At 54.7% G+C, this 25228-nt stretch carries 23 protein-coding genes; 14 read left to right on the plus strand and 9 right to left on the minus strand.

What is annotated here, in order from left to right; genetic code table 11:
* Positions 1 to 134 precede the first annotated feature (134 nt).
* On the minus strand, positions 135 to 953 hold the full coding sequence (iolB, locus tag H7A81_RS04175; protein WP_038644251.1) for a 5-deoxy-glucuronate isomerase: 819 nt from the start codon (positions 951 to 953) through the stop codon (positions 135 to 137).
* 25 nt (positions 954 to 978) lie between these two features.
* Positions 979 to 2484 carry a CoA-acylating methylmalonate-semialdehyde dehydrogenase gene (locus H7A81_RS04180; RefSeq protein WP_038644250.1) on the minus strand — a complete coding sequence of 502 codons (1506 nt, stop codon included), beginning with the start codon at positions 2482 to 2484 and terminating at the stop codon, positions 979 to 981.
* A gap of 413 nt (positions 2485 to 2897) precedes the next feature.
* Between H7A81_RS04180 and H7A81_RS04185 the strand changes: the two genes are divergently transcribed.
* On the plus strand, positions 2898 to 3713 hold the full coding sequence (locus tag H7A81_RS04185) for a TIM barrel protein (RefSeq protein WP_058960626.1): 816 nt from the start codon (positions 2898 to 2900) through the stop codon (positions 3711 to 3713).
* 129 nt (positions 3714 to 3842) lie between these two features.
* Here the strand turns inward: H7A81_RS04185 and H7A81_RS04190 are convergent, their stop codons facing one another.
* On the minus strand, positions 3843 to 5066 hold the full coding sequence (locus H7A81_RS04190; protein ID WP_182056817.1) for an MFS transporter: 1224 nt from the start codon (positions 5064 to 5066) through the stop codon (positions 3843 to 3845).
* A 228-nt stretch (positions 5067 to 5294) separates the two neighbouring features.
* Between H7A81_RS04190 and H7A81_RS04195 the strand changes: the two genes are divergently transcribed.
* The 6 genes from H7A81_RS04195 (at position 5295) to H7A81_RS04220 (ending at position 12630) form a co-directional block, all read left to right on the plus strand.
* On the plus strand, positions 5295 to 6005 hold the full coding sequence (locus tag H7A81_RS04195) for an ABC transporter ATP-binding protein (RefSeq protein WP_182056819.1): 711 nt from the start codon (positions 5295 to 5297) through the stop codon (positions 6003 to 6005).
* Complete coding sequence (locus H7A81_RS04200) at positions 5983 to 6954, plus strand: ABC transporter substrate-binding protein (RefSeq protein ID WP_182056821.1); 972 nt, start codon at positions 5983 to 5985, stop codon at positions 6952 to 6954. The genes H7A81_RS04195 and H7A81_RS04200 overlap by 23 nt, the downstream gene beginning before the upstream one ends.
* Positions 6955 to 8607, plus strand: coding sequence for an iron ABC transporter permease (locus H7A81_RS04205; protein WP_182056822.1), 1653 nt, complete (start codon positions 6955 to 6957; stop codon positions 8605 to 8607).
* A gap of 90 nt (positions 8608 to 8697) precedes the next feature.
* A complete protein-coding gene (locus tag H7A81_RS04210) occupies positions 8698 to 9744 on the plus strand; it encodes an AI-2E family transporter (RefSeq protein ID WP_182056824.1) in 1047 nt (348 codons plus the stop codon).
* A 347-nt stretch (positions 9745 to 10091) separates the two neighbouring features.
* Positions 10092 to 11696: an EAL domain-containing protein gene (locus tag H7A81_RS04215; RefSeq protein WP_182056833.1), complete on the plus strand. Its 1605-nt coding sequence runs from the start codon at positions 10092 to 10094 to the stop codon at positions 11694 to 11696.
* Positions 11671 to 12630, plus strand: a complete 960-nt coding sequence (locus tag H7A81_RS04220; protein ID WP_182056826.1) for a D-2-hydroxyacid dehydrogenase family protein — start codon at positions 11671 to 11673, stop codon at positions 12628 to 12630. Before H7A81_RS04215 ends, H7A81_RS04220 begins: the two co-directional genes overlap by 26 nt.
* On the opposite strand, the gene H7A81_RS04225 is transcribed toward H7A81_RS04220, so the two are convergent.
* The gene (locus H7A81_RS04225) at positions 12622 to 13089 is read right to left on the minus strand and encodes a hypothetical protein (protein ID WP_034819738.1); all 468 of its coding nucleotides are present in this window, start codon (positions 13087 to 13089) and stop codon (positions 12622 to 12624) included. The two genes, H7A81_RS04220 and H7A81_RS04225, sit on opposite strands and share 9 nt — an antisense overlap.
* A 573-nt stretch (positions 13090 to 13662) precedes the next feature.
* Between H7A81_RS04225 and proP the strand changes: the two genes are divergently transcribed.
* The 3 genes from proP to H7A81_RS04240 all read left to right on the plus strand — a co-directional run bounded on the left by proP (position 13663) and on the right by H7A81_RS04240 (position 17370).
* Positions 13663 to 15168 carry a glycine betaine/L-proline transporter ProP gene (proP, locus tag H7A81_RS04230; protein WP_034819744.1) on the plus strand — a complete coding sequence of 502 codons (1506 nt, stop codon included), beginning with the start codon at positions 13663 to 13665 and terminating at the stop codon, positions 15166 to 15168.
* 117 nt (positions 15169 to 15285) lie between these two features.
* Positions 15286 to 16263 (plus strand): porphobilinogen synthase, encoded by a 978-nt coding sequence (gene hemB / locus H7A81_RS04235; protein WP_034819746.1) that lies wholly within the window; start codon positions 15286 to 15288, stop codon positions 16261 to 16263.
* Between the two features lie 114 nt (positions 16264 to 16377).
* On the plus strand, positions 16378 to 17370 hold the full coding sequence (locus H7A81_RS04240; RefSeq protein WP_182056828.1) for a diguanylate cyclase: 993 nt from the start codon (positions 16378 to 16380) through the stop codon (positions 17368 to 17370).
* A 23-nt stretch (positions 17371 to 17393) separates the two neighbouring features.
* Here H7A81_RS04240 and H7A81_RS04245 read toward each other — a convergent pair whose 3' ends face one another.
* Entirely contained in the window at positions 17394 to 18419 is a 1026-nt protein-coding gene (locus tag H7A81_RS04245) for an alpha/beta fold hydrolase (protein ID WP_166935220.1), read from the minus strand.
* A 322-nt stretch (positions 18420 to 18741) separates the two neighbouring features.
* Here H7A81_RS04245 and H7A81_RS04250 point away from each other — a divergent pair, with 322 nt between their 5' ends.
* Positions 18742 to 19230 carry a helix-turn-helix domain-containing protein gene (locus H7A81_RS04250; RefSeq protein WP_058960638.1) on the plus strand — a complete coding sequence of 163 codons (489 nt, stop codon included), beginning with the start codon at positions 18742 to 18744 and terminating at the stop codon, positions 19228 to 19230.
* Between the two features lie 196 nt (positions 19231 to 19426).
* Here the strand turns inward: H7A81_RS04250 and H7A81_RS04255 are convergent, their stop codons facing one another.
* Positions 19427 to 20428, minus strand: a complete 1002-nt coding sequence (locus H7A81_RS04255) for a GlxA family transcriptional regulator (protein WP_182056830.1) — start codon at positions 20426 to 20428, stop codon at positions 19427 to 19429.
* 88 nt (positions 20429 to 20516) lie between these two features.
* On the opposite strand from H7A81_RS04255, the gene H7A81_RS04260 reads away from it, so the two are divergent.
* Positions 20517 to 21212 carry a cysteine hydrolase family protein gene (locus tag H7A81_RS04260; protein ID WP_034819757.1) on the plus strand — a complete coding sequence of 232 codons (696 nt, stop codon included), beginning with the start codon at positions 20517 to 20519 and terminating at the stop codon, positions 21210 to 21212.
* Here the strand turns inward: H7A81_RS04260 and H7A81_RS04265 are convergent, their stop codons facing one another.
* Complete coding sequence (locus tag H7A81_RS04265) at positions 21213 to 21560, minus strand: hypothetical protein (RefSeq protein ID WP_058960701.1); 348 nt, start codon at positions 21558 to 21560, stop codon at positions 21213 to 21215.
* A 133-nt stretch (positions 21561 to 21693) separates the two neighbouring features.
* Positions 21694 to 21843, minus strand: a complete 150-nt coding sequence (locus H7A81_RS04270; protein ID WP_155287940.1) for a hypothetical protein — start codon at positions 21841 to 21843, stop codon at positions 21694 to 21696.
* On the opposite strand from H7A81_RS04270, the gene H7A81_RS04275 reads away from it, so the two are divergent.
* Positions 21842 to 22834 carry a glycosyltransferase family 32 protein gene (locus H7A81_RS04275; protein ID WP_034819759.1) on the plus strand — a complete coding sequence of 331 codons (993 nt, stop codon included), beginning with the start codon at positions 21842 to 21844 and terminating at the stop codon, positions 22832 to 22834. The two genes, H7A81_RS04270 and H7A81_RS04275, sit on opposite strands and share 2 nt — an antisense overlap.
* Before the next feature lie 66 nt (positions 22835 to 22900).
* Here H7A81_RS04275 and H7A81_RS04280 read toward each other — a convergent pair whose 3' ends face one another.
* Complete coding sequence (locus tag H7A81_RS04280; RefSeq protein ID WP_182056832.1) at positions 22901 to 24085, minus strand: NAD(P)/FAD-dependent oxidoreductase; 1185 nt, start codon at positions 24083 to 24085, stop codon at positions 22901 to 22903.
* Between the two features lie 243 nt (positions 24086 to 24328).
* Here H7A81_RS04280 and H7A81_RS04285 point away from each other — a divergent pair.
* The coding region (locus tag H7A81_RS04285; RefSeq protein ID WP_255478880.1) for an inorganic phosphate transporter at positions 24329 to 25228 on the plus strand (900 nt) is incomplete at its 3' end.

The following is a 25228-nucleotide window of genomic DNA, read 5'->3' on the forward strand; positions in this document are numbered from 1 at the left end:
AGGGCAGCCATTTGGCTGCCCTTTTTACATTTGTCATTCATATCTTGCGGTGTGCTGCCAGGTGCACATCACTGTGCACCCAACGACAAGCGTATCGCTAGTCGGTAGCGTCGCCATTATGGCGACCTGCGACTTTATTTGCTGCGCGGGTACTTATCGCTGTTCACCCAGGCGTGATCTTTCTCCCAGGTAAACTTCCACAAACGCACCGGACCGGCCATCACGTTCAGATAGTAGTTGTCGTAACCCGCAATGGTGGCCACCGGATGGTAGCCACGCGGGACGGTCACCACATCGCGGTTATACGGCGCCATGCACTCGTCAAGTGAACGGTCGTCGGTATACACGCGCTGCATCGCGAAGCCTGGCTCTGGATCGAAACGGTGATAGTAAGTCTCTTCCAGATAGGTTTCATCCGGACTGGTTTTCTGGTCGTGCTTATGGCTGGGGTACGAACTGGTCGCACCCTCGTCGGTATACACTTCCACCACCAGCAGGCTGTCGGCTTCTTTATTGTCCGGCAGAATGTTGTGCACCAGACGCTGATTGCGTCCTTTACCACGCTGCTCCACCCCCACATCTTCCGGTGCAATCAGGCGTGCAGGCAGATTGCCTTTGCTCGGTGCATTACACACCGCCAGCTCCAGATCGCTATCGGCGTAGACTTCTACTTCATCATCGTGCGGCACATACACCGAGTACGGTGGAATACGCTCGAACGGTGACAGGCGCTTACCCAGGTTCGGGAACTCCGCATTGCGGGTTTTTACCGAGGCAAAACCCGCCACCAACACCAGACACAGTTCTTTATCGCCGCTGCTGAGCTTCAGGCTCTGGCCCTTCTTCAGCAGGTAGGCATCAAAGCCGACGTACTCCCAGCCCGCACTTTCTGGCGTGACGTGCTGGATACGACCATTACTGTCTGGCTGCTGCGCTTTTGAAATCAAAGACATCATCGATCTCCCAAGTTAAGCGAGATTAGCCCAGCGTTGGCATGCTGAACTCTGAAACAGTTTGCTGACCGCTCGGCCAGCGCACGGTGGCAGTTTTCATACGGGTGTAGAAACGTACGCCGTCTGGACCGTGCACGTTCAGCGCACCAAACACCGAACGCTTCCAGCCACCGAAGCTGTGGAACGCCATTGGCACTGGCACCGGCACGTTAACACCCACCATGCCCGCTTCCACGTTCTGCACGAACTCACGCGCGGTGTGGCCGTTGCTGGTGAAGATGGCGCTGCCGTTACCGAATTCATGGCTGTTCACCAGCTTCAGTGCACTGTCAAAATCAGTAGAACGCATGATGCTCAATACCGGTCCGAAGATCTCTTCACGCCAGATCACCATGTCCGGGGTCACGTTATCAAACAGGGTGCCGCCCACGTAATAACCCTCTTCATGGCCTGCGACTTTTACACCACGACCATCTACCACCAGTTTTGCGCCCTCGGCTTCACCTTTGTCGATGTAGCCCAGCACTTTCTTCTGATGCGCGGCAGAAACCACCGGGCCCATTTCGTTCTCTTCAGCACCTTTTTGGATACCGGGGCCGATGCGCAGCGCTTTGATCAGCGGCGTCAGACGCGCAATCAGTTTGTCAGCAGTATCATTGCCCACTGCAACAACCACAGGCAGCGCCATGCAACGCTCACCGGCAGAACCAAACGCGCCGCCCATGATGGCATTCACGGTGGCATCCAGATCGGCATCAGGCATTACGATGGCGTGGTTTTTCGCCGCACCAAACGCCTGCACACGTTTGCCGTGGGCGCTGGCGGTTTTATAGATGTGCTCGGCCACGCCGGAAGAACCGACGAAGCTCACTGCGGCAATACGCGGATCTTTGTACAGCTGCTCAGCATCTTCGTTAGAGGAGTGCACCACGTTGAATACGCCATCCGGCAGTCCCGCTTCTTTCAGCAGTTCAGCCATACGCACAGAGGCTGATGGATCCAGCGCCGGTGGCTTCAGGATAAAGGTGTTACCGCACGCCAGGGCGATTGGGAACATCCACAGTGGCACCATCGCCGGGAAGTTGAAGGGCGTAATACCCGCGACCACGCCAACCGGCTGCATCAGCGAGTAGCTATCCACGCCGGTACCGACGCTTGGTGAGTTTTCACCTTTGATCAGATGCGGGATTCCGCAGGCAAACTCGATCACTTCAATACCGCGCGTCAGCTCACCCAACGCATCCGACCACACTTTGCCATGCTCAGACACGATCAGCGCAGCCAGTTCGTCACGGTGTTTTTCCATCAGTGCTTTGAAGTTGAACATCACACGGGCACGACGCAGCGGCGCTGTTTTCGACCATTCAGGGAACGCGGCATGGGCGATTTCGATCGCTTTTTCCACTTCAGCAGCGGTGCTCTGCGTCAGTTCACGCGCGACTTTGCCGGTGGCTGGATCGTATACCGGGATGGTTTCATTGCTGGCGCTGTGGGTAATCTTGCCGCCGATAAAGTTTCCTACGATAGTCATGTCGTTGCCTCTTTGATGTGAAGTTCCCTGCAGGCAGTCGGTTATCACTGCAACGCCACCTGACCAGGCAATACGAAAAGCGTGCTATGAAGCTATTACAATGAAATAAATTTTTCAAATACTTCTTTTTGGAAAATTTCCTTTTAGCGGCATGGATCGCATTTTTACCGCCTTCCCTGCAGCAAGGCCGCAAACCTCGCTCGATCGGCGCCCTGCCTCTCTTGCCGAGACGTAATCATAACCCTCTGTGACCACACAATTTCCACTGAGATCACGCCAGCATGATGTTACGCGAAACGAAATATGAAATTTTTGCGAGGAAGATCCAATATCTGATATTTCATAATTCACTAACAATGAAATAAATGTTTTCTTTGCAGCATCTGAACCGTATCCTATTACAGGAGCCACACATGGCCATCGATCCAACCCGTTTCTGTATCAACCGTAAAATTGCGCCCGCGCTCTCACTTGAAGCCTTTTTCCAGTTAGTTCAGCGACTGGGTTTGAGCAAAGTGGAACTGCGTAACGATATGCCGGGCGGCAAGGTCACCGATGGTCTGAGCGCATCGCAGCTGCGATCGCTGGCGGATAAGTATCACATCGAGATCGAGACCATTAACGCGCTCTATCCGTTTAACCGCCCTGATGACGCGCTGTTGAGCAAAGCCGAAGCGATGTTGCAAGAAGCGAAAGCCATTGGAGCCAAAGCGCTGGTGATGTGCCCATTGAACGAGGGTATTGCCATCGCACCAGAGAAAACGCTGGAGGCGCTGCAGATCCTGGCACCACGCTTCGCTGAATACGGTATTCAGGGGCTGGTTGAGCCGCTGGGCTTCCCGGTGAGTTCACTGCGCTCTGCGGTGCAGACGCAAAAGCTGATTAAGCAGGCGGGCGTGCCGTTTAAATTGCTGCTGGATACCTTCCATCATCACCTTTACGAGAACGCCGAGCAGGAGTTCCCGCAGGAGATTGAGGTGAACCAGATTGGCTTAGTGCATCTCTCAGGCGTGGAAGATACCCGCCCAACGGCGGCACTGACGGATGAAGAGCGCATTATGCTGAGCGACCGCGATGTGCTGAACAGCGTGGCGCAAGTGAAGCGTCTGGAGATGCTGGGCTATAAAGGCATTTACGCCTTTGAGCCATTCTCCTCGGAGCTGGAGAAGTGGGGCGCGAAAGAGATTGAGCGCGAAATTCGCCAGAGTATTGAGTTGCTGCAAGCCTGATTTATAACGGCGGCCGAGGGCGTGTGCCGCCGTTTCCCCTACCCTTATCTGTGTCCATAACAAGACACACTTTGTTAGTGTTAGGCCTCGGTCGGAGGCCCTTTTTTCCATCCTCGTCATCGAACCCCACTACGCATTTTCTTTGATTTCAATGCTGGCCTCCGAGGGCTGCCGCTTCATCATGCGTAGCGTGCAGAACAGCGCCAGGCACACCAGCAGCGCGGTGAGCAGATAGACCAGCGACACCCCGGCGTAGCTCATGATAAAGCCCGCAATCGGTCCGGTGATACCTAGCGACAAATCCATAAACGCCGTGTAGGTCGCCAGCGCGCTGCCCTGGTTCTGCTGGGGCACCACTTTCACCGCCACCACACCAATCGCCGGGAACACCAGCGAGAAACCTGCACCGGTCAGAAACGCCCCCATTTTCGCCATCCACGGATCGAACGATCCCGCCACCAGAAACAGTCCGACCGCTTCGACGGCAAAACAGATGCTGGCGACGCGCAGGCCACCGAGCTTATTAATCGCATTGGGGAACAGCAGACGCGTACCGACAAAGGCGGCGCTGAACATCGTTAAGGCAAAGGCGGCACCATCCCAGCCCTTATCCTGATAGAACAGGGTGATAAAGGTAGCGATCACGCCAAAACCTGCCGATCCCATCGCCAGAATCAGGCCGAAGCCGTAGATTTTTCCCAGCACATCGCGGAACGGTAGCGGTTTGGCTTTGCTGCCTTTCACTGGCGCACGCGGCAGCGCCAGCGCAATCGCCAGCACGCAGATGGCGATAATAATGCCCGAAAGCAGCAGTAAACCGCCGCTGCGGAAAATCACCACACCGAGCGGCGCGCCGATCGCCATCGCGCCGTAGGTGACAATACCGTTCCAGGAAATCACTCGGCCAATGTGCAGTGACCCAACGCGTGCCACGCCCCACAGCGAGGTGCCGGTGCCAGAGAAGCTTTGCCCTACGCCCAATATCACGCGCCCCAGACACAGCAAAATCAGGCTGAGGACGCCCTGCCCTTCCGTTAGTGCCGAAAGCAGGATACAGATGCCGCTAATCAGACAACCCACTAGCCCCAGCACCACGACCTTCTTCGGCCCCCACATATCAGCATAGCGCCCCGCATGCGGACGGCTCAACAGCGTGGCGATGTACTGCAGGCTGATCACCAATCCCGCCCAAAAGGCGCTGTAGCCCAATCCGTCATGGACAAAGCCCGGCAGCACCGCCAACGGCAGGCCAATCGTGAGATAGCTGGCGAAGTTGAACTTCACAATGGAGAGAATCAGAAGATTCAGGCGAAGTCGGCCGTGTTCAGGGGCCGCGGCAGGCTGGTCAGGCATGAGTGATTGCGCTCGTGGGTGACTAAATATTTGTATAGAAGGCTAACTATACGCCTTTTCCTGCGTACTGCATCCGGTGATCGCCCTAATTTGTGGTCATCATTTCGTCATATCGCCCACTTACACTCGCGCCCATCAAATCCCAAAGAGGATACACAATCTGATGCTGCTCCTGATTTGCTGTCAGGCGCGCGTGCCACAGTGCCACTCCTTTGCCGGAGGTGGCCAGTGACGCATGCCGTGCCTATCGAACTGAAAAATCTCAGATGGTCAGTGAACAATCTGACGATTCTGCACGATCTCTCCCTGACGATTCCCGCAGGCGAAATCCTTGCGCTGCTCGGCCCGAGCGGCTGTGGCAAAAGCACGCTGCTGAAACTGCTGGCGGGCCTGCTGCAACCCACGGCAGGCGAGTTGTGGATTGGCGATCGCTGCGCTGCCTCTGCACATCATTGCGATGCGCCGGAAATGCGCAACCTCGGCATGGTTTTCCAGGATTACGCTCTGTGGCCGCATATGACCGTAGCGCAAAACGTCGCTTTCCCGTTGCGCATGCGCGGTGTGAAAAAAGCGGCTGCACGTGAACAGGCCGATGCGGCGCTGGCGCAGGTCGGCCTGGCTGATTTTGGCGATCGCAAACCCGCGTTGCTCTCTGGCGGACAGCAGCAGCGTGTCGCCCTCGCCCGTGCTTTGGTCGCTAAACCGGCGATTTTGTTGTTCGACGAACCGCTCTCCAATCTTGACCGCGACCTGCGTGAAACCCTGGTGCACACCATGGCGGATTTACTGCGCAGCGCGGGCATTACCGCTGTTTATGTCACGCATGACCGCGAGGAAGCCAACACGCTCGCCGACCGCATTATTCACCTGGCACAGGGCCAGATTGTTTCCGTTACTCACCTCTCAGGGGACCGCAATGCCATCTCTCAAGTCAGTTAAAACAGGAGCCATCAGCGCGATGATTTTGACCTCCGCTATGATGATCAACGATGCCCAGGCACTGACGGTGTACACCGCCGGTCCGGGTTCGCTATCAAAAAGTCTGGCCACCGGATTCGAAAAGCAAACCGGTATTAAAGTGAATATCTTCCAGGCCACCACCGGCAAAGTGATGGCGCGTCTGGAAGCCGAACAAGCTAATCCACAAGCCGATGTGCTGATCTCCGCCTCATGGGATACCGCTGAAGATCTGCAACATCGTGGCTGGCTGTTGCCGTACGAAAGCGCCAATGCCGCTAAAGTGCCGGATCAGTTCAAAACGGCCAACTACGTGGCACAGGGCATTTCCGCGCTCGGCATCGTGTGGAACACCAAGAGCGGCACGCCAGAGCCAAAAACCTGGCAGGATCTGACTGCACCCGCGTTTAAAGACAAAGTCACCACCCCCGATCCGGCACTCTCTGGTGCTTCACTCGATCTGCTGATTGGCCTGCAAAACAGCGAGGGTGAAAAAGCCTGGCAGCTGTTTGACCAGTTAAAAGCCAACGGCATGGTGATGAGCGGCCCGAATGCCCAGGCGGTGACGCCAGTATTGCAGGGTGCGAAAGCGGCGGTGTTTGGTGCAGTGGATTACGTCACCTATAACAACATTGCGCAGGGTGAAAGCGTCAAAGTGATCTTCCCCGAAAATGGCACCGTGGTGGCACCGCGTCCGATGATGATTCTGAAAAGCAGCCAACATGCCGATGATGCGAAGAAGTTCGTCGATTATGTGCTGTCGGATGAAGGCCAGGAGCAGGTCGCGAAGGCCTGGTTGATGCCTGCACGTACCGATATCAAAGCGCAGCGTCCGCTGTTCACCGAGATCAAATTGCTGCCCGCCAATAGCGATGGCAGCAGCGAGCGCTCGGCGGTGCTGAAGCGCTTTGGCGCCCTGTTCGGGCAGTAAATGATGTCGCGTGCCCTGAATGGATTGATTCTACTGGCGCTGGCGCTGCTGGTGGCACTGCCGCTGCTGTTTATCGTGCTACAGGCACTGTTTCCACAGCTTGGCGAGGGGAACTGGAGTGGGGCGTTCAGCGCGTTACCGGCGCTGTTTGAAGATCCCCAGCTGGTTCCGATGTGGCTGGGCACGCTGAAAATCGGCGGCGGCGTGGCGCTGTGCAGTTTGCTGCTGGGCTTACCGCTCGGCGCGCTGCGCGGCCTCTTCCGCCTGCCGGGTGCGGCAATGTGGGATCTGTTATTCCTGATCCCCTTCCTCACGCCGCCCTATATCGTGGCGCTGTCTTGGACGCTGGCGCTGCAACGCAACGGCTATTTTGAGCAACTCATCGGCATCAACCTCGATAGCCTGCTGTTCAGCAGTACCGGTATGACGCTGGTGATGACGCTGAATATCTTCCCGGTGGTCTATTTTGCGGTGTCGCGTTCGCTGATGGCGAGCGGTCAACGCCTCGCCTGGGTGGCTCGCGTGCACGGCGCATCAGCCTGGCGAGCTTTTGCCCAGATCACATTGCCGCTGACGCTGCCAGCGTTAGCCGGTGGCGTGCTGCTGGCATTCACGCTGGCGATTGAAGAGTACGGCGTGCCTGCGGCGCTCGGCACTCAGGCGCATCTGACGTTGATGACGGTCGGTATCGAAACCAAACTGGCGGACTGGCCAATCGATTTACCGGGCGCGGCATCCCTCTCGTTAATGCTGAGCCTGGTGGCGCTCACCGCCTGGTTCCTGCAACGTAAACTGACCGGCAGCAGCGATGTCACGGCCGTTAACGGCAAACCGGTGGTGCAGGAGCTTGCCGAAGGCGGGCGCTGGCTGCCGCTGATGTTGCTGCCGTTTATCCTCACCGTTTTACTCGCCGTGGTACTGCCGCTGGGCGCAATGACGCTGAGTGGATTACTGAATACCCTTTCCGGCGGCCTGCATCTGGATAACCTGACGCTGCGCCACTTCGGCGCGCTATTTAGTCAGCAAGGGGATGCGTTATCGGCCTTCTCCACCAGCATTGGGCTGGCGCTGGGCGCAGCACTGCTTACTGGGCTGCTCGGTTTCCTGATTGCCTGGCGCGTGTCAGAAGGAAAAACGCGCCTGCTGGCGATGATGGATGGCCTGGCGCTGCTGCCTGCTGCCATGCCCGGCGTGGTGGTCGGCGTCGGCTTGATTCTGCTGTGGAACCGCGGCTTCTGGCCGGTTTCCCCTTACAACACAATGTTTATTCTGCTGCTTTCCTACAGCTGCCTGCTGCTGCCTTGGCCGGTACGCTATGTCAGCAGTGCGCTGCGCCAACTGGCCCCCACGCTGGAACCGGCGGCGCGCGTGCACGGCGCGTCACGCTTACAGGCGCTGCGCCTGATCGTCCTGCCGCTGGTCGCACCGAGTCTGCTGGCCGCGATGATGATGGTGTTTGCCGTGGCATCGCGCGAACTGGTGACCTCGCTGCTGCTGGCACCCGCCGGGACGCAAACCGTGGCGATTTTTATCTGGCGTCAGTTCGAGCAAGGTTCCGTGGGTCAAGGGATGGCGATGGCCACCGTGACACTGCTTGCCAGCCTCACCCTGATGCTGGGCGCCACAGCGCTAATGCAACGTCAGGGGAAATAACACACTGACGTTTCGCTTATTCCTAAATAAACAATCACTTACTTTCATTCAACTACACTCTCCTGAGCCATTGATGACTCAGGAGAGTAAATGAACAACCTGCCCCAGGAAAAAATTGGCCAGAACATGCTGGTCAAAATGGCGATGCTGGTGATTATTCTGGCGGGCATCCGTGCTGCGTCAGAAATTCTGGTGCCCTTCCTGCTCGCCAGCTTTCTGGCGATTGTGCTGAATCCACTGGTCACCCTGCTGATGCGTCGAGGCGTGCCACGTGGTCTGGCCATCACTGCGGTGATCAGCGTGATATTTATCGTCATCCTGTTGTTGGTTGGCGTGATGGCCAGTTCGGCCAGTGACTTCAGCGACACCTATCCGCAAATCCGTAGCATGCTGGAACAAAAACTCGGCGTGGTGCAGCACTTTGCCGCTCGCTTTCATATCAATGTCTCCACGGAAGCCTTAGCCGCTCGGCTCGACCCGAATGTGATGATGGATATGGCCACCACGCTGCTGAAACAGTTTTCCGGTGCCATGACCAACGTGCTGCTGCTGATCCTCACCGTGGTGTTTATGCTGCTCGAAGTGCGCCATCTGCCCTACAAAATGCGCAACGCGATGACCAATCCGCAAATCCGCATTGCGGGGTTACACCGCGCATTCAAAGGCGTGACCCACTATCTGGCGCTCAAAACCCTGGTTAGCGTCATCACCGGGCTCGCGGTATGGCTGGTGCTGGAATTGATCGGCGTGAAATTCGCGCTGTTCTGGGGCGTGGTGGCGTTTATCCTCAACTTCGTGCCCAATATCGGCCCCATCATCGCCGGCATCCCGCCGTTTATTCAGGCTCTGGTGTTAAATGGCGTCTACGATGCGCTGTTCGTGGTCGCGCTGTTCAGTGCGATTCATATGGTGTTTGGCAATATGCTGGAGCCAAAGCTGATGGGGCGCGGATTGGGGCTCTCGACGCTGGTGGTGTTTCTGTCGCTGATATTCTGGGGCTGGCTGTTGGGGCCGGTGGGCATGCTGCTGTCAGTACCACTGACCAGCGTCACTAAGATATTGATGGAGACCACGCCGGGTGGCAGCCGACTGGCGATTATGTTAGGCAACGGCCGACCGGGATCGCGTCCACGTTAAAACGATACCGACTCCCTTTATGGCGAAGGTGCGCCCGCGTGCGCACCGGCTAATCCCCCCACGCGACACATCCGCTGGGCAACAGCCCTCTCCGAACAGCAGTTACCCTTTTTAACCCGCATTTCAGGTCAATATGCTTTCCCATCATCGTGGCACAGCGCTTTTCCCGCTGGGAAATGCCAATAACGGCAAAACATTGTCAATTAACGCAAAGCGACGCCGATATTTGACCTGAGTCAGCCCAGAGCAAAATCAAATCGCTAATATGCACGGCCCCTGGAAGTGTTATGCTGCTGACGCTGCAGCTTAACCCTCATCTGCTGCTTAAAATGACCGAGGAAAGTCAGGTGCCACCGCAAAGAAAAAATCGCGATTTTGGCTGGCTGTTAATTGTCTGTGCCGGGTTATTACCACTGGTACTGGGCATCCTTTGTACGGCCATTGAAGCGCGGCACACGGTGAGCCAGCAGCAGATCTCCACCGCTAACTCCTTACTCACTCAAGCCGAAAAAATGAGTGATAACGCCTGGGATATGATCACCCAGCTGCGTCAGTACCATTATCAGCCTTGTGCGAAGATCGAGGATCAACTGCAGCGCGCTGGCACCCTCAACGCCTATTTCCGTTCCGTCGGTCTGCTAAGTGGCGAGAATATCAGTTGCTCTTCTGCCTTTGGTTTAGCCAATGGCACCCTGACCCAGATGATGATGCAACCACCGCCGATCACGGGTAAAGCCTGGTGGAGCCTCTCCATTCGTGGCACTTACGGCGTGCCCAATCGGCCCGCCGTGGTGTTTGTGCGTCAACTGCCTGATAGCACCGGCTTTTGGGCGGTAATTGATGGTCAGTATCTGATGGACTTCATGCACGCGATTGGCGAGTCGCGTGGCTATCAGATGAGCATGCGCTTTAGCGGCGGTGCACCCATTACCAGCGGCCCGGCCGGTATCGAACCCGAACTGTATCTGAAAAGTGAGCCTTATCAGGCCGAATCCAGCCGCTACCCCATTAGCGTGAATGTCACCGTGCCTGCCTCCGAGTTGCTGAAAGCCTGGCGTCAGGCGCTGTTTATCTTCCTGCCGATGGCGGCGATTTTTTCTATCCTGCTGATGGTATTGACCGCCAACTGGCTGCGCCGCCGCATTTCGTGGGCCGATGAAATCCGCCGCGCGATGCGTAGCCGTCAATTCTCGGTCCATTACCAGCCGGTTTACAGCACGGAAATCGAGCGCTGCAAAGGCGCGGAAGCCCTGTTGCGCTGGCAATTGCCGAATGGTGAGATGATCCGTCCGGATATCTTTATCAGCCACGCCGAATCTGAAGGGATCATTGTGCAGCTGACCCAGCATTTGCTGGATCTGATGGCGGAAGATATTCAGGGCTGGCAGGTTGAGCCCGGTTTCCATATTGGCCTGAACGTGGCAGCAGAACACTTGCAACATGCCGATTTCGTGCAGGACATTCAGCGCTTTGCCCGCCGCATTAAAGACAAGCAGATGGTGGTGACGCTGGAGCTCACTGAGCGCAGCCTGATTGATGACGGCGAACTGGTGGCGCGTAAACTCCGCTACCTGCAGTCACACGGCATGAAAGTGGCGATTGATGACTTTGGTACCGGCCACTGCTCACTCTCTTATCTGCTGACCTTCCCGCTGGATTACCTGAAAATCGATCGCGGCTTTATTAACGCCATTGAAGGTCTGGAGGTAGAAACGCCGGTGCTGGATGCCATCATAAATCTGTGCCACAAACTCAAGCTGGATGTGCTCGGTGAAGGTGTGGAGACCTCGTTGCAGTTCGACTACCTGAAGCAACGTGGCGTTGTCTACATTCAGGGCTACTATTATGCCCGTCCGATGGATAATGACCGGCTTCGCGCCTGGCTCAATGAGCAAGGGCGTCAGCCACTTCTCGTTGAGGAATCCCATGAGCCTGAATTGCGTCATTCTTGATGATTACCAAAACGTTGCCCTGTCGCTGGCCGATTGGGCATCGCTGCAACCAACCGTACACACCACCGCACTGACCCGGCATTTTGACAATGAAGATGAGCGGGTGCGCCATATCGAACACGCCGATATCCTCGTTGTTATGCGCGAGCGCACACCGCTCACGGCTGAACTGATTGGTCGCTTGCCTAACCTGAAACTGGTGGTCACCTCCGGCATGCGTAATGCCTCGATTGATCTGCACGCCTGTGCCGAGCGCTATATCGCCGTGTGCGGCACCGCCAGCAGCAGCGCTGCACCGATGGAGCTCACCTGGGGTTTGCTGATTGGGCTGGCACGCCACATCAGGTTAGAAAATCAGGCAATGCGCAATAACGGGCCGTGGCAGCAAACACTGGGGCTCGGTTTGCAGGGCAAAACGTTGGGCTTAGTGGGGCTGGGTAAAATCGGTGGCGAGATGGCCAAAGTGGCGCAGGCCTTTGGGATGCGCGTTTGCGCATGGAGTCAAAATCTCACCGACTCACGCGCGACCGAATGTGGCGCAGAACGGATGCCTTCGCTGCACGCCTTGATGCAAAAGAGCGATTTTGTCTCGGTGCACCTGGTGCTCAGCGAGCGCTCGCGCCACGTGATTGACCACGCTGCACTGGCGCAGATGAAGCCAGGCGCGCTGTTAATCAACACCTCACGCGCCGCACTTGTCGACCAGCAAGCGATGATTGCCGCGCTGCAATCCGGTCAATTGGCTGGGGCCGGAATCGATGTGTTCGAACAGGAACCGCTATCTGCTGACCACCCGTTGCGCCATCTGCCCAATGTGCTGGCCACGCCTCACCTTGGCTATGTCGCCGACAGCAATTACCGCACCTACTTCACGCAGGCAGTGGAAGATATTCAGGGATGGATAAGCGGCGCACCACTGCGATCGCTACTCTGAGCGACGGCGTTTTTCGGCGATACGCAGCGCCACTTCCAGTGTGTCATCCGCCAGCGTGACTGGCGGGCGCTGGCCATTCAGGCGCTGGTTAATACGTTCTAAGGTCGGCGTCAGCTGTCCCACCAACTGCTGATACTCATCAAGCTGGGTAATGGGTTGATTACGCGCGATACTGGTTTGCGTCAGGCGTTGCAGCTGCCGCAAACTCTCGGCCGCCTGGCTGGTGAGCAATCCCGCCTGCCGCCAGGTTTTCAGGCGTTTCAGCAGTTCATCAGGTTGTTGGGCCAGTAATGCCAATTGGGCATCGGCACGTTCACCGCAGTCGATCCAACCAATCGGTGCCACAGGATCGGTGAACGTTCGCCGTGCATCAGGCGCATAATTGATAAGATTCCTTTCTACACTGTCAATTTGCGACAGCCAGGGATTCTCAAACAATCGGGCGTTTTTTCTCGACATGAACACTCCACCTGAGCCAGGCGGCAGAGTATTACCGAATGATGACAGGCTGGCAAGCAAAGCTTACCGCTTCGCTTAATGATAAGAATTTCTTATTTATTTGCGCAACAATCAGGTATAGCAATCAAGCCGCCACTTGTTAGAACAATGGATTAATCAATTAGCAGTGCGCAGTTGATATCGCTGATAATCATCAAAATTTTCTCCGCGTTTTTTCAGAAAAAAAATAAATGACACCCTTTGCCACCCTTTTGATGCATTCCTGGCTGAAACGCACGCATTACGCGGCCTGACGCACGATAACCAGGATTTTATAAGCTGCGTTTTCCCCATCATTCCGCCAGAGTTTTAGCCAAAAAATAGCCAGTTGCTGGCTGAAACATGACAAATATCACACAAAATCGGTATACTCTGTCGCGGGACGTAATCATTTCGCCCCTAATTATTACCGTTGCTACGCCGGATAAAGTCCTCTTTCACGGCTATGCTTAAATCTTCTCAACGCCGTGGACTGGCCACAAAATGTAGTCTGCAGCGTTGAGGAATTTTCGAATTCCAATACAGGGTTACATCATGAAACTACGTAGGAAGCGTGTAAAACCTATCGGACTGGATGACGTCACGATTATCGATGACGCCCGTTTACGTAAAGCCATTACCGCTGCGTCTCTGGGCAACGCGATGGAGTGGTTTGATTTCGGTGTTTATGGCTTTGTGGCGTATGCGCTGGGTAAGGTGTTCTTCCCGGATGCATCGCCAAGCGTGCAGATGATTGCTGCACTGGGTACCTTCTCTGTTCCCTTCCTGATTCGCCCACTGGGTGGACTATTCTTCGGTATGCTCGGCGACAAATACGGTCGTCAGAAAATCCTCTCTATTACCATTGTCATCATGTCGATCAGTACCTTCTGTATCGGCCTGATCCCCTCTTATGCCACCATCGGCATCTGGGCACCGATTCTGCTGCTGCTGGCGAAAATGGCGCAGGGCTTCTCAGTGGGCGGTGAATATACCGGTGCCTCGATCTTTGTCGCAGAATATTCGCCGGACCGTAAGCGTGGCTTTATGGGCAGCTGGCTCGACTTCGGCTCCATAGCCGGCTTCGTGCTGGGTGCGGGCGTCGTGGTGCTGATTTCCACCGTCATCGGTGAAGCGAAATTCCTTGAGTGGGGCTGGCGTCTGCCGTTCTTCCTCGCGCTACCGTTAGGGATCATCGGTCTGTATCTGCGTCACGCACTGGAAGAGACACCGGCGTTCCAGCAGCACGTTGATAAGCTGGAACAAGGCGATCGTGAAGGTCTGCGTGACGGCCCGAAAGTATCCTTCAAAGAGATCGCCACCAAGCACTGGAAAAGTCTGCTGGCCTGTATCGGTCTGGTGATTGCCACCAACGTGACCTACTACATGTTGCTGACCTACATGCCGAGCTACCTGTCGCATAACCTGCACTACTCGGAAGATCACGGCGTGCTGATCATTATCGCCATCATGATGGGTATGCTGTTTGTGCAGCCGGTGATGGGCATGCTGAGTGACCGCTTTGGCCGTCGCCCGTTTATCATCATCGGCAGTATCGCGCTGTTCGCCTTCTCGATTCCGGCCTTTATGTTGATTAACAGCGGCGTGCTGGGGCTGATTTTTGCGGGTCTGCTGCTGCTGGCGGTGATCCTTAACGCCTTTACCGGCGTGATGGCTTCGTCGCTGCCGGCGATGTTCCCAACGCACATTCGTTACAGTGCGCTGGCCAGTGCCTTCAATATCTCGGTACTGATTGCCGGTTTAACCCCGACCTTCGCCGCGTGGTTGGTTGAAACAACCAACAATCTGTATATGCCGGCTTATTATCTGATGGTGGTCGCGGTGATTGGTTTGATCACGGGTATCTATATGAAAGAGACCGCCAACAAGCCGCTGCGCGGTGCCACACCGGCGGCGTCGGATATTGAAGAAGCGCGTGAAATCCTGCAGGAGCATCACGACAACATTGAGCAGAAAATCGAAGATATTGATGAAGAGATCGCTAAGCTCGAGGCGAAACGTAAAAACCTGGTGCAGCAGCACCCGGACATCAACGAGTAATCTTCCCCACTCCCGCCGCCCGGCGGGAGTTTTCGTTTCCGCACACAATCCTTCATCCCCGCTGGCGAAAAGGGGTAAACTGTTGTCACTTTTTTCACCAGCAAAAGTTGTACGAACATGTCTGAATTCAATCTTCTCCAACGTCCAAGAAGACTGCGCAAAAGCGCATCAATGCGTGAAATGTTCCAGGAATCCCACCTTCGTCTGAGCGATCTGGCCCTGCCAATCTTCGTTGAAGAAGGCGTGGACGATTACGTGCCGATTAACGCCATGCCGGGTGTGATGCGTATTCCTGAGAAACGTCTCGCCTATGAGATTGAGCGTATCGCCAAAGCCGGTATTCGCTCTGTGATGACCTTCGGTATCTCGCATCACACGGATGCAACCGGCAGCGATGCATGGAATGAGAATGGCCTGGTGGCGCGTATGTCGCGTATCTGCAAAGACACCGTGCCAGAAATGATCGTGATGTCCGATACCTGCTTCTGTGAATACACCAGCCACGGCCACTGTGGCGTGCTGTGCGATCACGGCGTGGATAACGACCAGACATTAATTAACCTCGGCAAACAAGCCGTGGTCGCCGCGCAAGCCGGTGCGGATTTTATCGCCCCTTCAGCGGCAATGGATGGCCAGGTGAAAGCCATTCGTCAGGCACTGGATGCCGCAGGCTTCACCGATACGGCCATCATGTCTTACTCCACCAAGTTCGCCTCTTCATTCTACGGTCCGTTCCGGGAAGCAGCAGGAACGGCATTAAAAGGCGATCGTAAAACTTATCAGATGAATCCGATGAACCGCCGTGAAGCGATTCGCGAGTCCCTGATTGATGAAGCCGAAGGGGCCGATTCACTGATGGTAAAACCGGCGGGTGCTTACCTCGATATTCTGCGTGATATCCGCGAACGCACTACTCTGCCCTTGGCTGCGTACCAGGTGAGTGGTGAATACGCGATGATCAAATTCGCCGCGCAGGCGGGTGCCATCGATGAACGTAATGTGGTTTTGGAAAGCCTTGGTGCGATTAAACGTGCCGGTGCTGACCTGATTTTCAGCTATTTTGCCCTTGATCTTGCCGAGCAAAAAGTGCTCTGATAATCGTTACGCTTAGCAATGGATATCGCAACCGTTGCTAAGCGCTTTATGCCGTTATGGCAGCAAAACACCAGTGAAGTTGTACCCGAATAATTTAAAAGAAAGAGTAACGCGATGAAAGCACCTGCACTGCCTGCGGACGAGTCACGTCGTCTGGCCCAGTTACGTGCGCTCAACATTCTGCACACGCCTGCAGAAGAGCGTTTTGATCGTTTAACCCGCCTTGCTCGTCGTTTGTTCGGCGTGCCGGTTGCGCTGGTTAGCCTGCTGGAGGAGGACCACCAGTGGTTCAAATCTATCGCTGGCCAAAGCGCGGCGACCGCACCCCGTAATACGTCGTTCTGTGGCCACGCGGTCCTGCAAGACGATGTGATGGTGGTCGAAAACGCCCTTGAAGATGAGCGTTTCCACGATAATCCGTTAGTGAAAACCTCAGAGAATCCCGTGCGCTTTTACGCGGGTTGTCCGCTGCGTACGCCAGCGGGTGCCAAAGTGGGCACGCTCTGTATCGTCGACCACCATGCGCGCGAATTTAATGCGGATGACATGAATACGCTGCGCGATTTGGCCGCGATGGCCGAAGCAGAGTTGGTGGCGTTCCAGACAGCGACCTCGGATGAACTGACGCAAATCACCAACCGTCGCGGATTTATGACGCTGGGACAGCTCGCGCTGAATGAGTGCGAAGTCAGGCAACTCCCGGCCAGTCTGACCTTCCTCGACCTCGACCGTTTTAAAGCTATCAATGATACGCTCGGCCACCGCGAGGGGGATCGTGCATTGATGGATTTTGCGGATGCGATGAAAGTGAGTTTCCGCCACGCTGATATCTTTGCCCGCCTGGGCGGTGATGAGTTTGTGGTGCTGTTTAACGGCTTACAACAGGCCGATGCCGAGGGCGTTTTGGCGCGCTTTGATCGTTTCCTGCAAAAGCAAACTCAGGATCTCGACCGCCGCTACGCACTGCACTTCTCATCAGGCATTGTGGAGTTTGATCCCGACCATCCGCTGTCGCTGGAACAGCTGCTGGAAGGCAGCGATGCGCGTATGTACGAAGCCAAAAACGGCAAAAAAAAAGCAGGCACAGTAATGCCAGGGCGTGCATAAGCACGCCCATTTGCCACCGCATCTTACAGTGGACGCGCCAGATCGCTAATCAGCGTCTGATTAAACTTCTGCGGCTCTTCCATCTGCGGCGCATGTCCCATACCTGGGAACTCAATTAAATGTGCCTCCGGAATCATCTTTGTCACCTGTTTGCCCAACACATTGTAATGACCTAACTGCGCTTTGACCGCAGCGGGAGCAATATCGCTACCAATCGCGGTGGTATCGGCGGTTCCGATCATCAGCGTTGTCGGCACTTTCAGGTCTTTGAATTCGTAATAGACCGGCTGGGTGAAAATCATGTCGTAAATGAGCGCAGAGTTCCACGCCACCTTCTTGTGGCCTGGCCCGCTGTTGAGACCTGCCAGCATATCCACCCACTTGTCGTACTCCGGCTTCCACTGACCGCTGTAGTAAGTCGTCTGCTCATACTTTTTAATGCCCGCCGCACTGAGCTTCAGTTCGCGCTGATACCACTGATCCACCGAGCGCCACGGTGCGCCTTTGGCTTTCCAATCCTCCAGGCCTATCGGGTTCACCAGCACCAGCTTCTGTGTCTGCTGTGGATACATCAGCGCATAGCGCGTCGCCAGCATGCCACCGGTTGAATGCCCGATAATCACCGCCTTAGCAACGCCAAGATGCGCTAACAGTTGATGGGTATTCAGCGCCAGTTGCTGGAAGCTGTATTGGTAATTGGCGGGTTTCGTCGAGCTGCAAAAGCCAATCTGGTCCGGCGCAATCACCCGATATCCCTGCTGGCTAAGCGCTTTGATGGTGTCTTCCCAGGTTGCACCACAAAAATTCTTACCATGCAGTAATACCACCGTTTGACCATTAGCCTGCTGCGCGGGTTTGACATCCATGTACCCCATGCTCAGCGGTTGCTGCTGTGAGGAGAAATTAAAGTGTTCAAGTGGGTAGGGATACTGAAAACCTTCCAACTGCTCGCCATACACATTGGCCGCTAACGCGGAGGGGGTGGGTAGCGCTGCCATCGCCGTCAAAATCACGGCAAGTGACTGTTTTAGCGGGAAACGAAAAGCCATGCGCACTGCTCCTGAGCTATGAAAAAACCATCAGTCTGGCACGTTAATCGCCAGTGCGTATTGATGAGGTGTGCCAGCGCCACGTTTTCTCATACTGTTAAGCTCGGCAAAGTGATGGAAAATTTGAGTTAAAAATAACAGGCGTGATTACGCTAAATATTCAACATCGATTCAACAAAAGCGGCCTTAATTTCACTAAAAGCAAGACCAGCCTTGATGACAAATAATAAAACAGCCAATTCCTTATAAAACTTTACGTTAATCGGATGAATGGAAAGATTAATTATTTTACACTGTGTCCAGTTAATGGAGGATCAAAAAGATGCCGCAAAAATACAACGAAGGGGTTATTGATTCGGTGACCAAATGGATTATGGACAATCTGGATCAGCGCTTAAGCATTGATGATATCGCCGTGAAATCGGGTTATTCTAAATGGTATTTGCAGAAATTATTTGCCCGCTATCATAATGAAACGCTGGCACGGTATATCCGTAAAAAGAAACTGGCATGCTGTGTCAGCGAGCTGAAGTACAGCAACGCACCGATCATCAGTCTGGCCGTAAAATACCATTTTGAAAGCCAGCAATCGTTCACTCGCTCCTTTAAGCAAGTGATGGGTTGCACCCCACTCTACTGCCGTAAGCGTCAGCTGGGGAGCGAAGCCGAGCAGCAATTGAAAGAGAGCACTGATCCATGCGTGATTTGCCGTAAGCATGGATTTAACAGCAGTGAGAAAATGAAAGAAGTGAGAACGCCAGCGCTGCGCTCAGGTCAATTTCCCTCACGTATTGATTGTGTGATGCGTTAATAATTCGCGTAACTATTTTTCTTTGCAGGATTTGCATAACAACGGATGGTTCGCCATCCGTTGTTAAGAATAGCCCTCATTGGCCACACTGAAATATTCTTCTCATCAGATAGCCTGTCAAAATGACCCGGGAATAATTTCATTCGCCCTATTTTCAATGCATTCTTATCAATAGGTTGATTTACAAACCATTAATTCACACCCGACCACGAAATGTTTTCCGGTATTGTAACGGAGACGTATTCAAATTCTTTTTAAAATGTCGCCTTAACATTAATGGCGAAGAGAATCCGGCTTTTTCTGCGATCAGCTCAATCGGCTGGTCGGTTTTTTCCAAAAATCGCTGCGCCAATGCCAGGCGCTGATTCACTAACCAATCACTGAAACAGCTGCCGGTGGTTTGGTTAAAACGGCGCGTAAAACTGCGACGACTCATCAACGCTCTCTCCGCCAACTGATCCAGCGTGAGGGCCTGCTGCAAATTTTCGGTGGCCCAACTGAGCGCCGACATAAATCGATCGTTGCCCGCCGAGTGATAGACCGGCTGCTTAATATATTGTGCCTGGCCGCCCTGCCGATGCGGCGGTACCACCAGCATGCGCGCCACACTGTTGGCCACATCCACTCCACACTGTTCACGCACCAGATGCAGGCAGCAATCGATACTCGCTGCAGTGCCCGCCGAGGTCACAATCTGCCCTTCGTCGATATACAACACGTCACGGTCAATCGTCACATCGGGGTAAAGCCGTTCAAAATCACTCATCCAACGCCAGTGTGTCGTGGCGCGCTGCTGATGCAGCAAGCCAGCGGCTCCGAGCACAAAGGCGCCAAGACACAAGCCAACAATCTGAGCCCCACGCTGGGCAGCCTGCTGTAACGCCTGCAACAAAGCGGGCGGTGGCGCAACGGCAGGATCGCTCCAGCTGGGCACCACCACCATATCCGCTTCGGCCAGCATAGCCAGTTCATGCTCCGCGACAATCGAAAAACCGCTGTTGGTGCGAAGCGGACCGGCGTGGGTGGCACAGATCATTAATTGGTAGCAAGCTCGGCCATCTTCGCGTTCCGCCTTCTCAAACACCGCACAGGGAACGGAAAGATGAAACGGGATGATGTCGTCAAACACCACAATACCGACCTTAATGGGCGCATCCAGGTGCGCCATTTTTGGCGCAAAGTGAACGTTATTTGTCATGCGCAGTACTCCTTCACTTTCGGCACAATCGCCATACTGCTGTGCATCGGAAGTCACCCTGACTTCCCAATCAAAGAGATGATTAGTGATGAAAAACCTTTTTGCTTCAGGCACCTTAGCATTAGCGATGGCAATTTCAGGCAGCGCTATTGCCGAAGAACACAAAGCTGAAAATGCACCGACCATTCGTACCATGAGCGGTGCCACAGCCACCACCCAGCTGACGGCCAATCAAACCGCGGTCATCGTGATTGATATTCAGAACGAATACTTCGCTGGCGGCAAAATGCCCATTCCAGACGGTATGAAAGCACTGCAAAACAGCAAGCGCCTGGTTGAATTTGCACACAAGCATGGCATGCCGGTGTTCTTCGTCCGCCATGAAGGCGCGGCAGATGGCCCGCTGTTCGCCAAAGGCAGCCGCTTCGCTGAATTCCACAAGGATTTGCAGCCGGGCAAAAATGATCGTGTCATTACCAAAGCCACACCGAGTTCTTTCGTGGGAACCGATTTGAAACAACAACTCGACAGTCTGGGCATCAAGCAGTTAATTGTCACCGGTCTAATGACCCATATGTGCGTGTCGTCCACCGCACGTGATGCCGTACCGCTTGGCTACTCGGTCATTATCCCGGAAGATGCCACCGCCACGCGCGATCTGGCGACCTGGGATAACAAGGTAGTCGATCACAAGGTGCTGCAGCAGAGCGCATTGACAGGCGTTGCTGATGTGTTTGCCGAGATCAAAACCACCGACGCGGTATTAGCGCTGCCCGTGCATTAATCACTGCACTGCTTTACCCGGTAATAACTTTTCAGACATCACCTTGCGGCAGGACAGACTCTCCTGCCGCGCCTGCTGTTGCTGCTCTGCTGACAAATCCTGCCACACGCTTTGCAGATGTTCTGCCAGACCTGACTGGAAATGAATTTTCTGCAGCGCATAGTCCGAGTTGCTGCCTTCAATAATCTGTTGCATCGCCTGGGGTGAGTTGTCGCGCCCATCATGGGTCAAGGTGCAGAACATGGCGATGTAATAGCCTTTGTCTTCATCGCTATAGTGCGGCATCAGCCACCAGACAGCCGCGCTGATGACGATAAGCACGGGCAGAAGGAATTTAAGTTTGAACATGGAATCATAGGCCTGTTTGAAAAAACGCGGCGATCTTAACAGATTCATCGGTTAACAGCCCTTAAACACCCACGGCAACGGTACGGCAAGTGAACGCCGCCTGCGTATTCTCTTAAAGTAACGTTTTCAGAGTTTATTTATTGAGCAGTTCGGCGCTGTTTGTTAATTTTGAGCCACTTTTCGCGCCATTGCGCTTCATCGTGCCCGCTGTCACAGGGCCAGTTTTTCGCCCTAAAGCGGCAGAAGCTGGGATAGCGGCCGACAGGGTTACAGGAATGATCATGTCCAACCATAAACTTAAAATGCATTTGATTTCGCTGGCGTTGCTGGCGGAAAAAAAGCTGACCACACGCAAACGCCTTCCCGCCTATCACGCCGCAGCCGAACAGGATATTAACCTGCAGGGTCGTGCTAATCCGCCTGCGCCCATTCCGCGTCAGGTTTGGATGTACTGGGAAAGTGAAAAGCTCCCGGCTGAAGTCCAGATTTTTGTCGATAAGATTGCCCGTGAAAACCCTGGCTATGCGTTGACGGTAATCAACAATCTCAATCTGCATGACTATTTACCAGACCTGAAGTTTGTCCACGCGGGGATGCGGGCTTCGCACAAAAGCGATGTGATTCGCCTGGAGCTGCTGCATCGTTATGGCGGAATCTGGATGGATGCCACCATTATCCTCAATCGCAGCCTCGATGAGCTGTTAGCGGTGAATGCGGATGAGCGTTATGACCTGGTGGCTTTTTACCGCGAGGAATCCACCCGCGATCGCGCTTATCCGGTTATGGAATCCTGGTTTCTCGCCGCGCCGAAAAACAATGCCTTTATCGGCCGCTGGCTGCACTGCTTCCGTCCGATTGTGGAGTTAGGCTCTGAAGCCTTCTTCCAGCAATTATTGGCGCTACCGAACTACGACACGATTCTGCAGGGCATCAAGACGCCGGATTATCTGGTGGTGTATATCGCTCAGCAGCAGGCGCTGCGGGAAGAGAATCACTACAACTTCTACTTACGCAAAGCGGAAGCCGGTGCGTTATTGTATCAAACGCTGAGCGGCTGGCGTCCGGTGAAGCTGAGCCGCATGCTGATGGTGGACGCTTTACCGGAGGTGTTGCCACCGGTGTATAAGCTCACCAGCTTTGACCGCAAATATATCGCAACGCATCTGAAGTATGGCGTGGTCAACAGCGATAGCCTGCTGGGGCAAGTATTGCTGCACGACCAGCCGAAAAACCTGACACCTGCAGTGACGCCGTTACGCAGAGCCAGGCATTAGCGCTGCAACCTCAGCATAAAGCTGAACCTCGTACACTGGCGTCGCCTTTGATGGCGACGTGATAACTCACAGCGCCTGCGCACACGCCCAGGCTGAACTCCACGCCCACTGGAAGTTGTATCCGCCGAGCCAGCCGGTGACATCCACCACTTCACCAATAAAGTACAAACCGGGCACATCGCGCGCTTCCATGGTTTTGGAGGAGAGTTGCGTGGTATCGACGCCGCCCATCGTCACTTCGGCAGTGCGATAACCTTCGGTGCCATTCGGCTGCACGCGCCACTGATGCAACGTGACGACCAACTCGGCCTGCTGCTTGCTGTTGAGCTGCTTCAGCGTCACATCCGGGATCTGCTTCAGCTCCTGCAACACTTCCACCAGACGCTTCGGCAGGATTTTCGCCAGGCTGTTTTTCAGGCTGAGATTCGGATGCGCCTCGCGCTGCACGTTGATGAATTCTTCCAGCGAGGTTTCCGGCGACAGGTTAATGGTGACAAACTCACCCGGCTGCCAGTAGCTGGAGATTTGCAATACCGCCGGACCCGACAAACCGCGATGGGTAAACAGCATCGCTTCTTTAAACAGCGTGCCATCCTGCGCGGTGATGGTGGTGGGCAATGACACACCCGATAAGGTATGCAGCTGCTCAAGCAGTGGCTTATGCAGCGTAAACGGCACCAGGGCTGCGCGCGTCGGGAACACTTTCAAACCAAACTGCTCGGCCACTTTGTACCCGAATGGTGTCGCGCCCAGACCCGGCATCGATAAGCCACCGCTGGCGATCACCAATTTCTCAGCCTGCACCTCGGAGCCATTCAGTTGCAGCCTGTAGCCGTTTTCATCGCGCGTCACGCTCAGCACTTCACTGCGCAAGCGCAACGTCACCTGCCCGTCTTCGCACTCTTTTAGCAGCAAATCCACGATCTGCTGCGCCGAATCATCGCAGAACAACTGGCCGAGGGTTTTCTCGTGATACGCAATCTTGTGGCGATTCACCAGATCGATGAAGTCCCACTGGGTGTAACGCGCCAATGCCGACTTACTGAAATGTGGGTTGTGCGAGAGATAGGCGGCCGGTTCGGTGTACATATTGGTGAAGTTACAGCGGCCACCACCGGACATCAGAATTTTACGTCCCGCCTTTTTGCCGTTATCCAGCAACAGCACACGACGACCCAACTGCCCTGCCTGCGCCGCACAGAACATGCCGGCAGCGCCTGCACCTATTACGATAACGTCAAACTTGTCCACAGTGCTTAATCCACATAATTGAAAGGCGGTGATTGTAGAGATCTGCGGCATTTCGCGCCAGCGTCAAAAAAATGCCGTAAATGTGTCATATTGTAACTCGCTTATTTTTCAGTCTTTTTACCTTGTCTGATGGGGTTTGTGGCAATTTTAAGACAAAAAAGGACTATATTTTCCTTTCACATCATGCGGGTTGTCGCCGATAATGCGCCGCGTTCATGTCCTCCAAAAAATGGCGTAACGTTTATGCTACATCTGTTCGCTGGTCTTGACCTCAGTACCGGCCTGTTTTTGGTTATCGCTCTGCTGTTCGTATTGTTCTATGAGGCAATCAACGGTTTCCACGACACTGCTAACGCAGTCGCTACCGTCATCTATACCCGCGCGATGCGGGCGCAATTGGCGGTTGTGATGGCGGGTGTTTTCAACTTCTTAGGCGTTTTGCTGGGCGGCTTGAGCGTGGCTTATGCCATCGTGCATATGCTGCCAACTGATTTACTGCTGAATGTGGGTTCCGCGCACGGCCTGGCCATGGTGTTCTCCATGCTGCTGGCGGCGATTATCTGGAACTTAGGTACCTGGTATCTGGGTTTGCCTGCGTCCAGTTCTCACACCCTGATTGGCGCCATTATCGGTATTGGTCTCACCAATGCGCTGATGACCGGCACCTCGGTGGTTGATGCCCTCAACCTGCCGAAAGTCATTAATATCTTCCTGTCACTGATCCTGTCGCCGATTGTCGGCCTGGTGATTGCGGGCTCGCTGATTTTCATCCTGCGTCGTTACTGGAGCGGAACCCCTAAACGTTCGCGCATCCACATGACGCCCGCTGACCGTGAAAAGATCGATGGCAAGAAGAAGCCACCGTTCTGGACGCGTATTGCCTTGATCGTTTCGGCGATTGGCGTGAGCTACTCCCACGGCGCTAACGATGGTCAGAAGGGCATTGGCCTGATTATGCTCGTGCTGATTGGTGTGGCACCCGCTGGCTTCGTGGTCAACATGAACGCTTCGGGTTATGACATCACCCGGACTCGCGATGCGGTCAATCACCTGGAACAGTATTATCAGCAACATAGCGATTCACTCACGCATATCATCCAGATGGCACCGCCTGCGGTGCCAACGCCGGAAGAGTCTGTGGGC

Source organism: Pantoea sp. ME81 (assembly GCF_903970985.1).
Lineage (GTDB): Bacteria > Pseudomonadota > Gammaproteobacteria > Enterobacterales > Enterobacteriaceae > Pantoea > Pantoea communis.

What these genes read in the sequence shown, in the direction of transcription:
- iolB (WP_038644251.1), bottom strand. Translation starts at nt 953, where the DNA reads ATGTCTTTGATTTCAAAAGCGCAGCAGCCAGACAGTAATGGTCGTATC.
- H7A81_RS04180 (WP_038644250.1), bottom strand. Translation starts at nt 2,484, where the DNA reads ATGACTATCGTAGGAAACTTTATCGGCGGCAAGATTACCCACAGCGCC.
- H7A81_RS04185 (WP_058960626.1), top strand. Translation starts at nt 2,898, where the DNA reads ATGGCCATCGATCCAACCCGTTTCTGTATCAACCGTAAAATTGCGCCC.
- H7A81_RS04190 (WP_182056817.1), bottom strand. Translation starts at nt 5,066, where the DNA reads ATGCCTGACCAGCCTGCCGCGGCCCCTGAACACGGCCGACTTCGCCTG.
- H7A81_RS04200 (WP_182056821.1), top strand. Translation starts at nt 5,983, where the DNA reads ATGCCATCTCTCAAGTCAGTTAAAACAGGAGCCATCAGCGCGATGATT.
- H7A81_RS04205 (WP_182056822.1), top strand. Translation starts at nt 6,955, where the DNA reads ATGATGTCGCGTGCCCTGAATGGATTGATTCTACTGGCGCTGGCGCTG.
- H7A81_RS04210 (WP_182056824.1), top strand. Translation starts at nt 8,698, where the DNA reads ATGAACAACCTGCCCCAGGAAAAAATTGGCCAGAACATGCTGGTCAAA.
- H7A81_RS04220 (WP_182056826.1), top strand. Translation starts at nt 11,671, where the DNA reads ATGAGCCTGAATTGCGTCATTCTTGATGATTACCAAAACGTTGCCCTG.
- H7A81_RS04225 (WP_034819738.1), bottom strand. Translation starts at nt 13,089, where the DNA reads ATGTCGAGAAAAAACGCCCGATTGTTTGAGAATCCCTGGCTGTCGCAA.
- proP (WP_034819744.1), top strand. Translation starts at nt 13,663, where the DNA reads ATGAAACTACGTAGGAAGCGTGTAAAACCTATCGGACTGGATGACGTC.
- hemB (WP_034819746.1), top strand. Translation starts at nt 15,286, where the DNA reads ATGTCTGAATTCAATCTTCTCCAACGTCCAAGAAGACTGCGCAAAAGC.
- H7A81_RS04240 (WP_182056828.1), top strand. Translation starts at nt 16,378, where the DNA reads ATGAAAGCACCTGCACTGCCTGCGGACGAGTCACGTCGTCTGGCCCAG.
- H7A81_RS04245 (WP_166935220.1), bottom strand. Translation starts at nt 18,419, where the DNA reads ATGGCTTTTCGTTTCCCGCTAAAACAGTCACTTGCCGTGATTTTGACG.
- H7A81_RS04250 (WP_058960638.1), top strand. Translation starts at nt 18,742, where the DNA reads ATGCCGCAAAAATACAACGAAGGGGTTATTGATTCGGTGACCAAATGG.
- H7A81_RS04255 (WP_182056830.1), bottom strand. Translation starts at nt 20,428, where the DNA reads ATGACAAATAACGTTCACTTTGCGCCAAAAATGGCGCACCTGGATGCG.
- H7A81_RS04260 (WP_034819757.1), top strand. Translation starts at nt 20,517, where the DNA reads ATGAAAAACCTTTTTGCTTCAGGCACCTTAGCATTAGCGATGGCAATT.
- H7A81_RS04265 (WP_058960701.1), bottom strand. Translation starts at nt 21,560, where the DNA reads ATGTTCAAACTTAAATTCCTTCTGCCCGTGCTTATCGTCATCAGCGCG.
- H7A81_RS04275 (WP_034819759.1), top strand. Translation starts at nt 21,842, where the DNA reads ATGTCCAACCATAAACTTAAAATGCATTTGATTTCGCTGGCGTTGCTG.
- H7A81_RS04270 (WP_155287940.1), bottom strand. Translation starts at nt 21,843, where the DNA reads ATGATCATTCCTGTAACCCTGTCGGCCGCTATCCCAGCTTCTGCCGCT.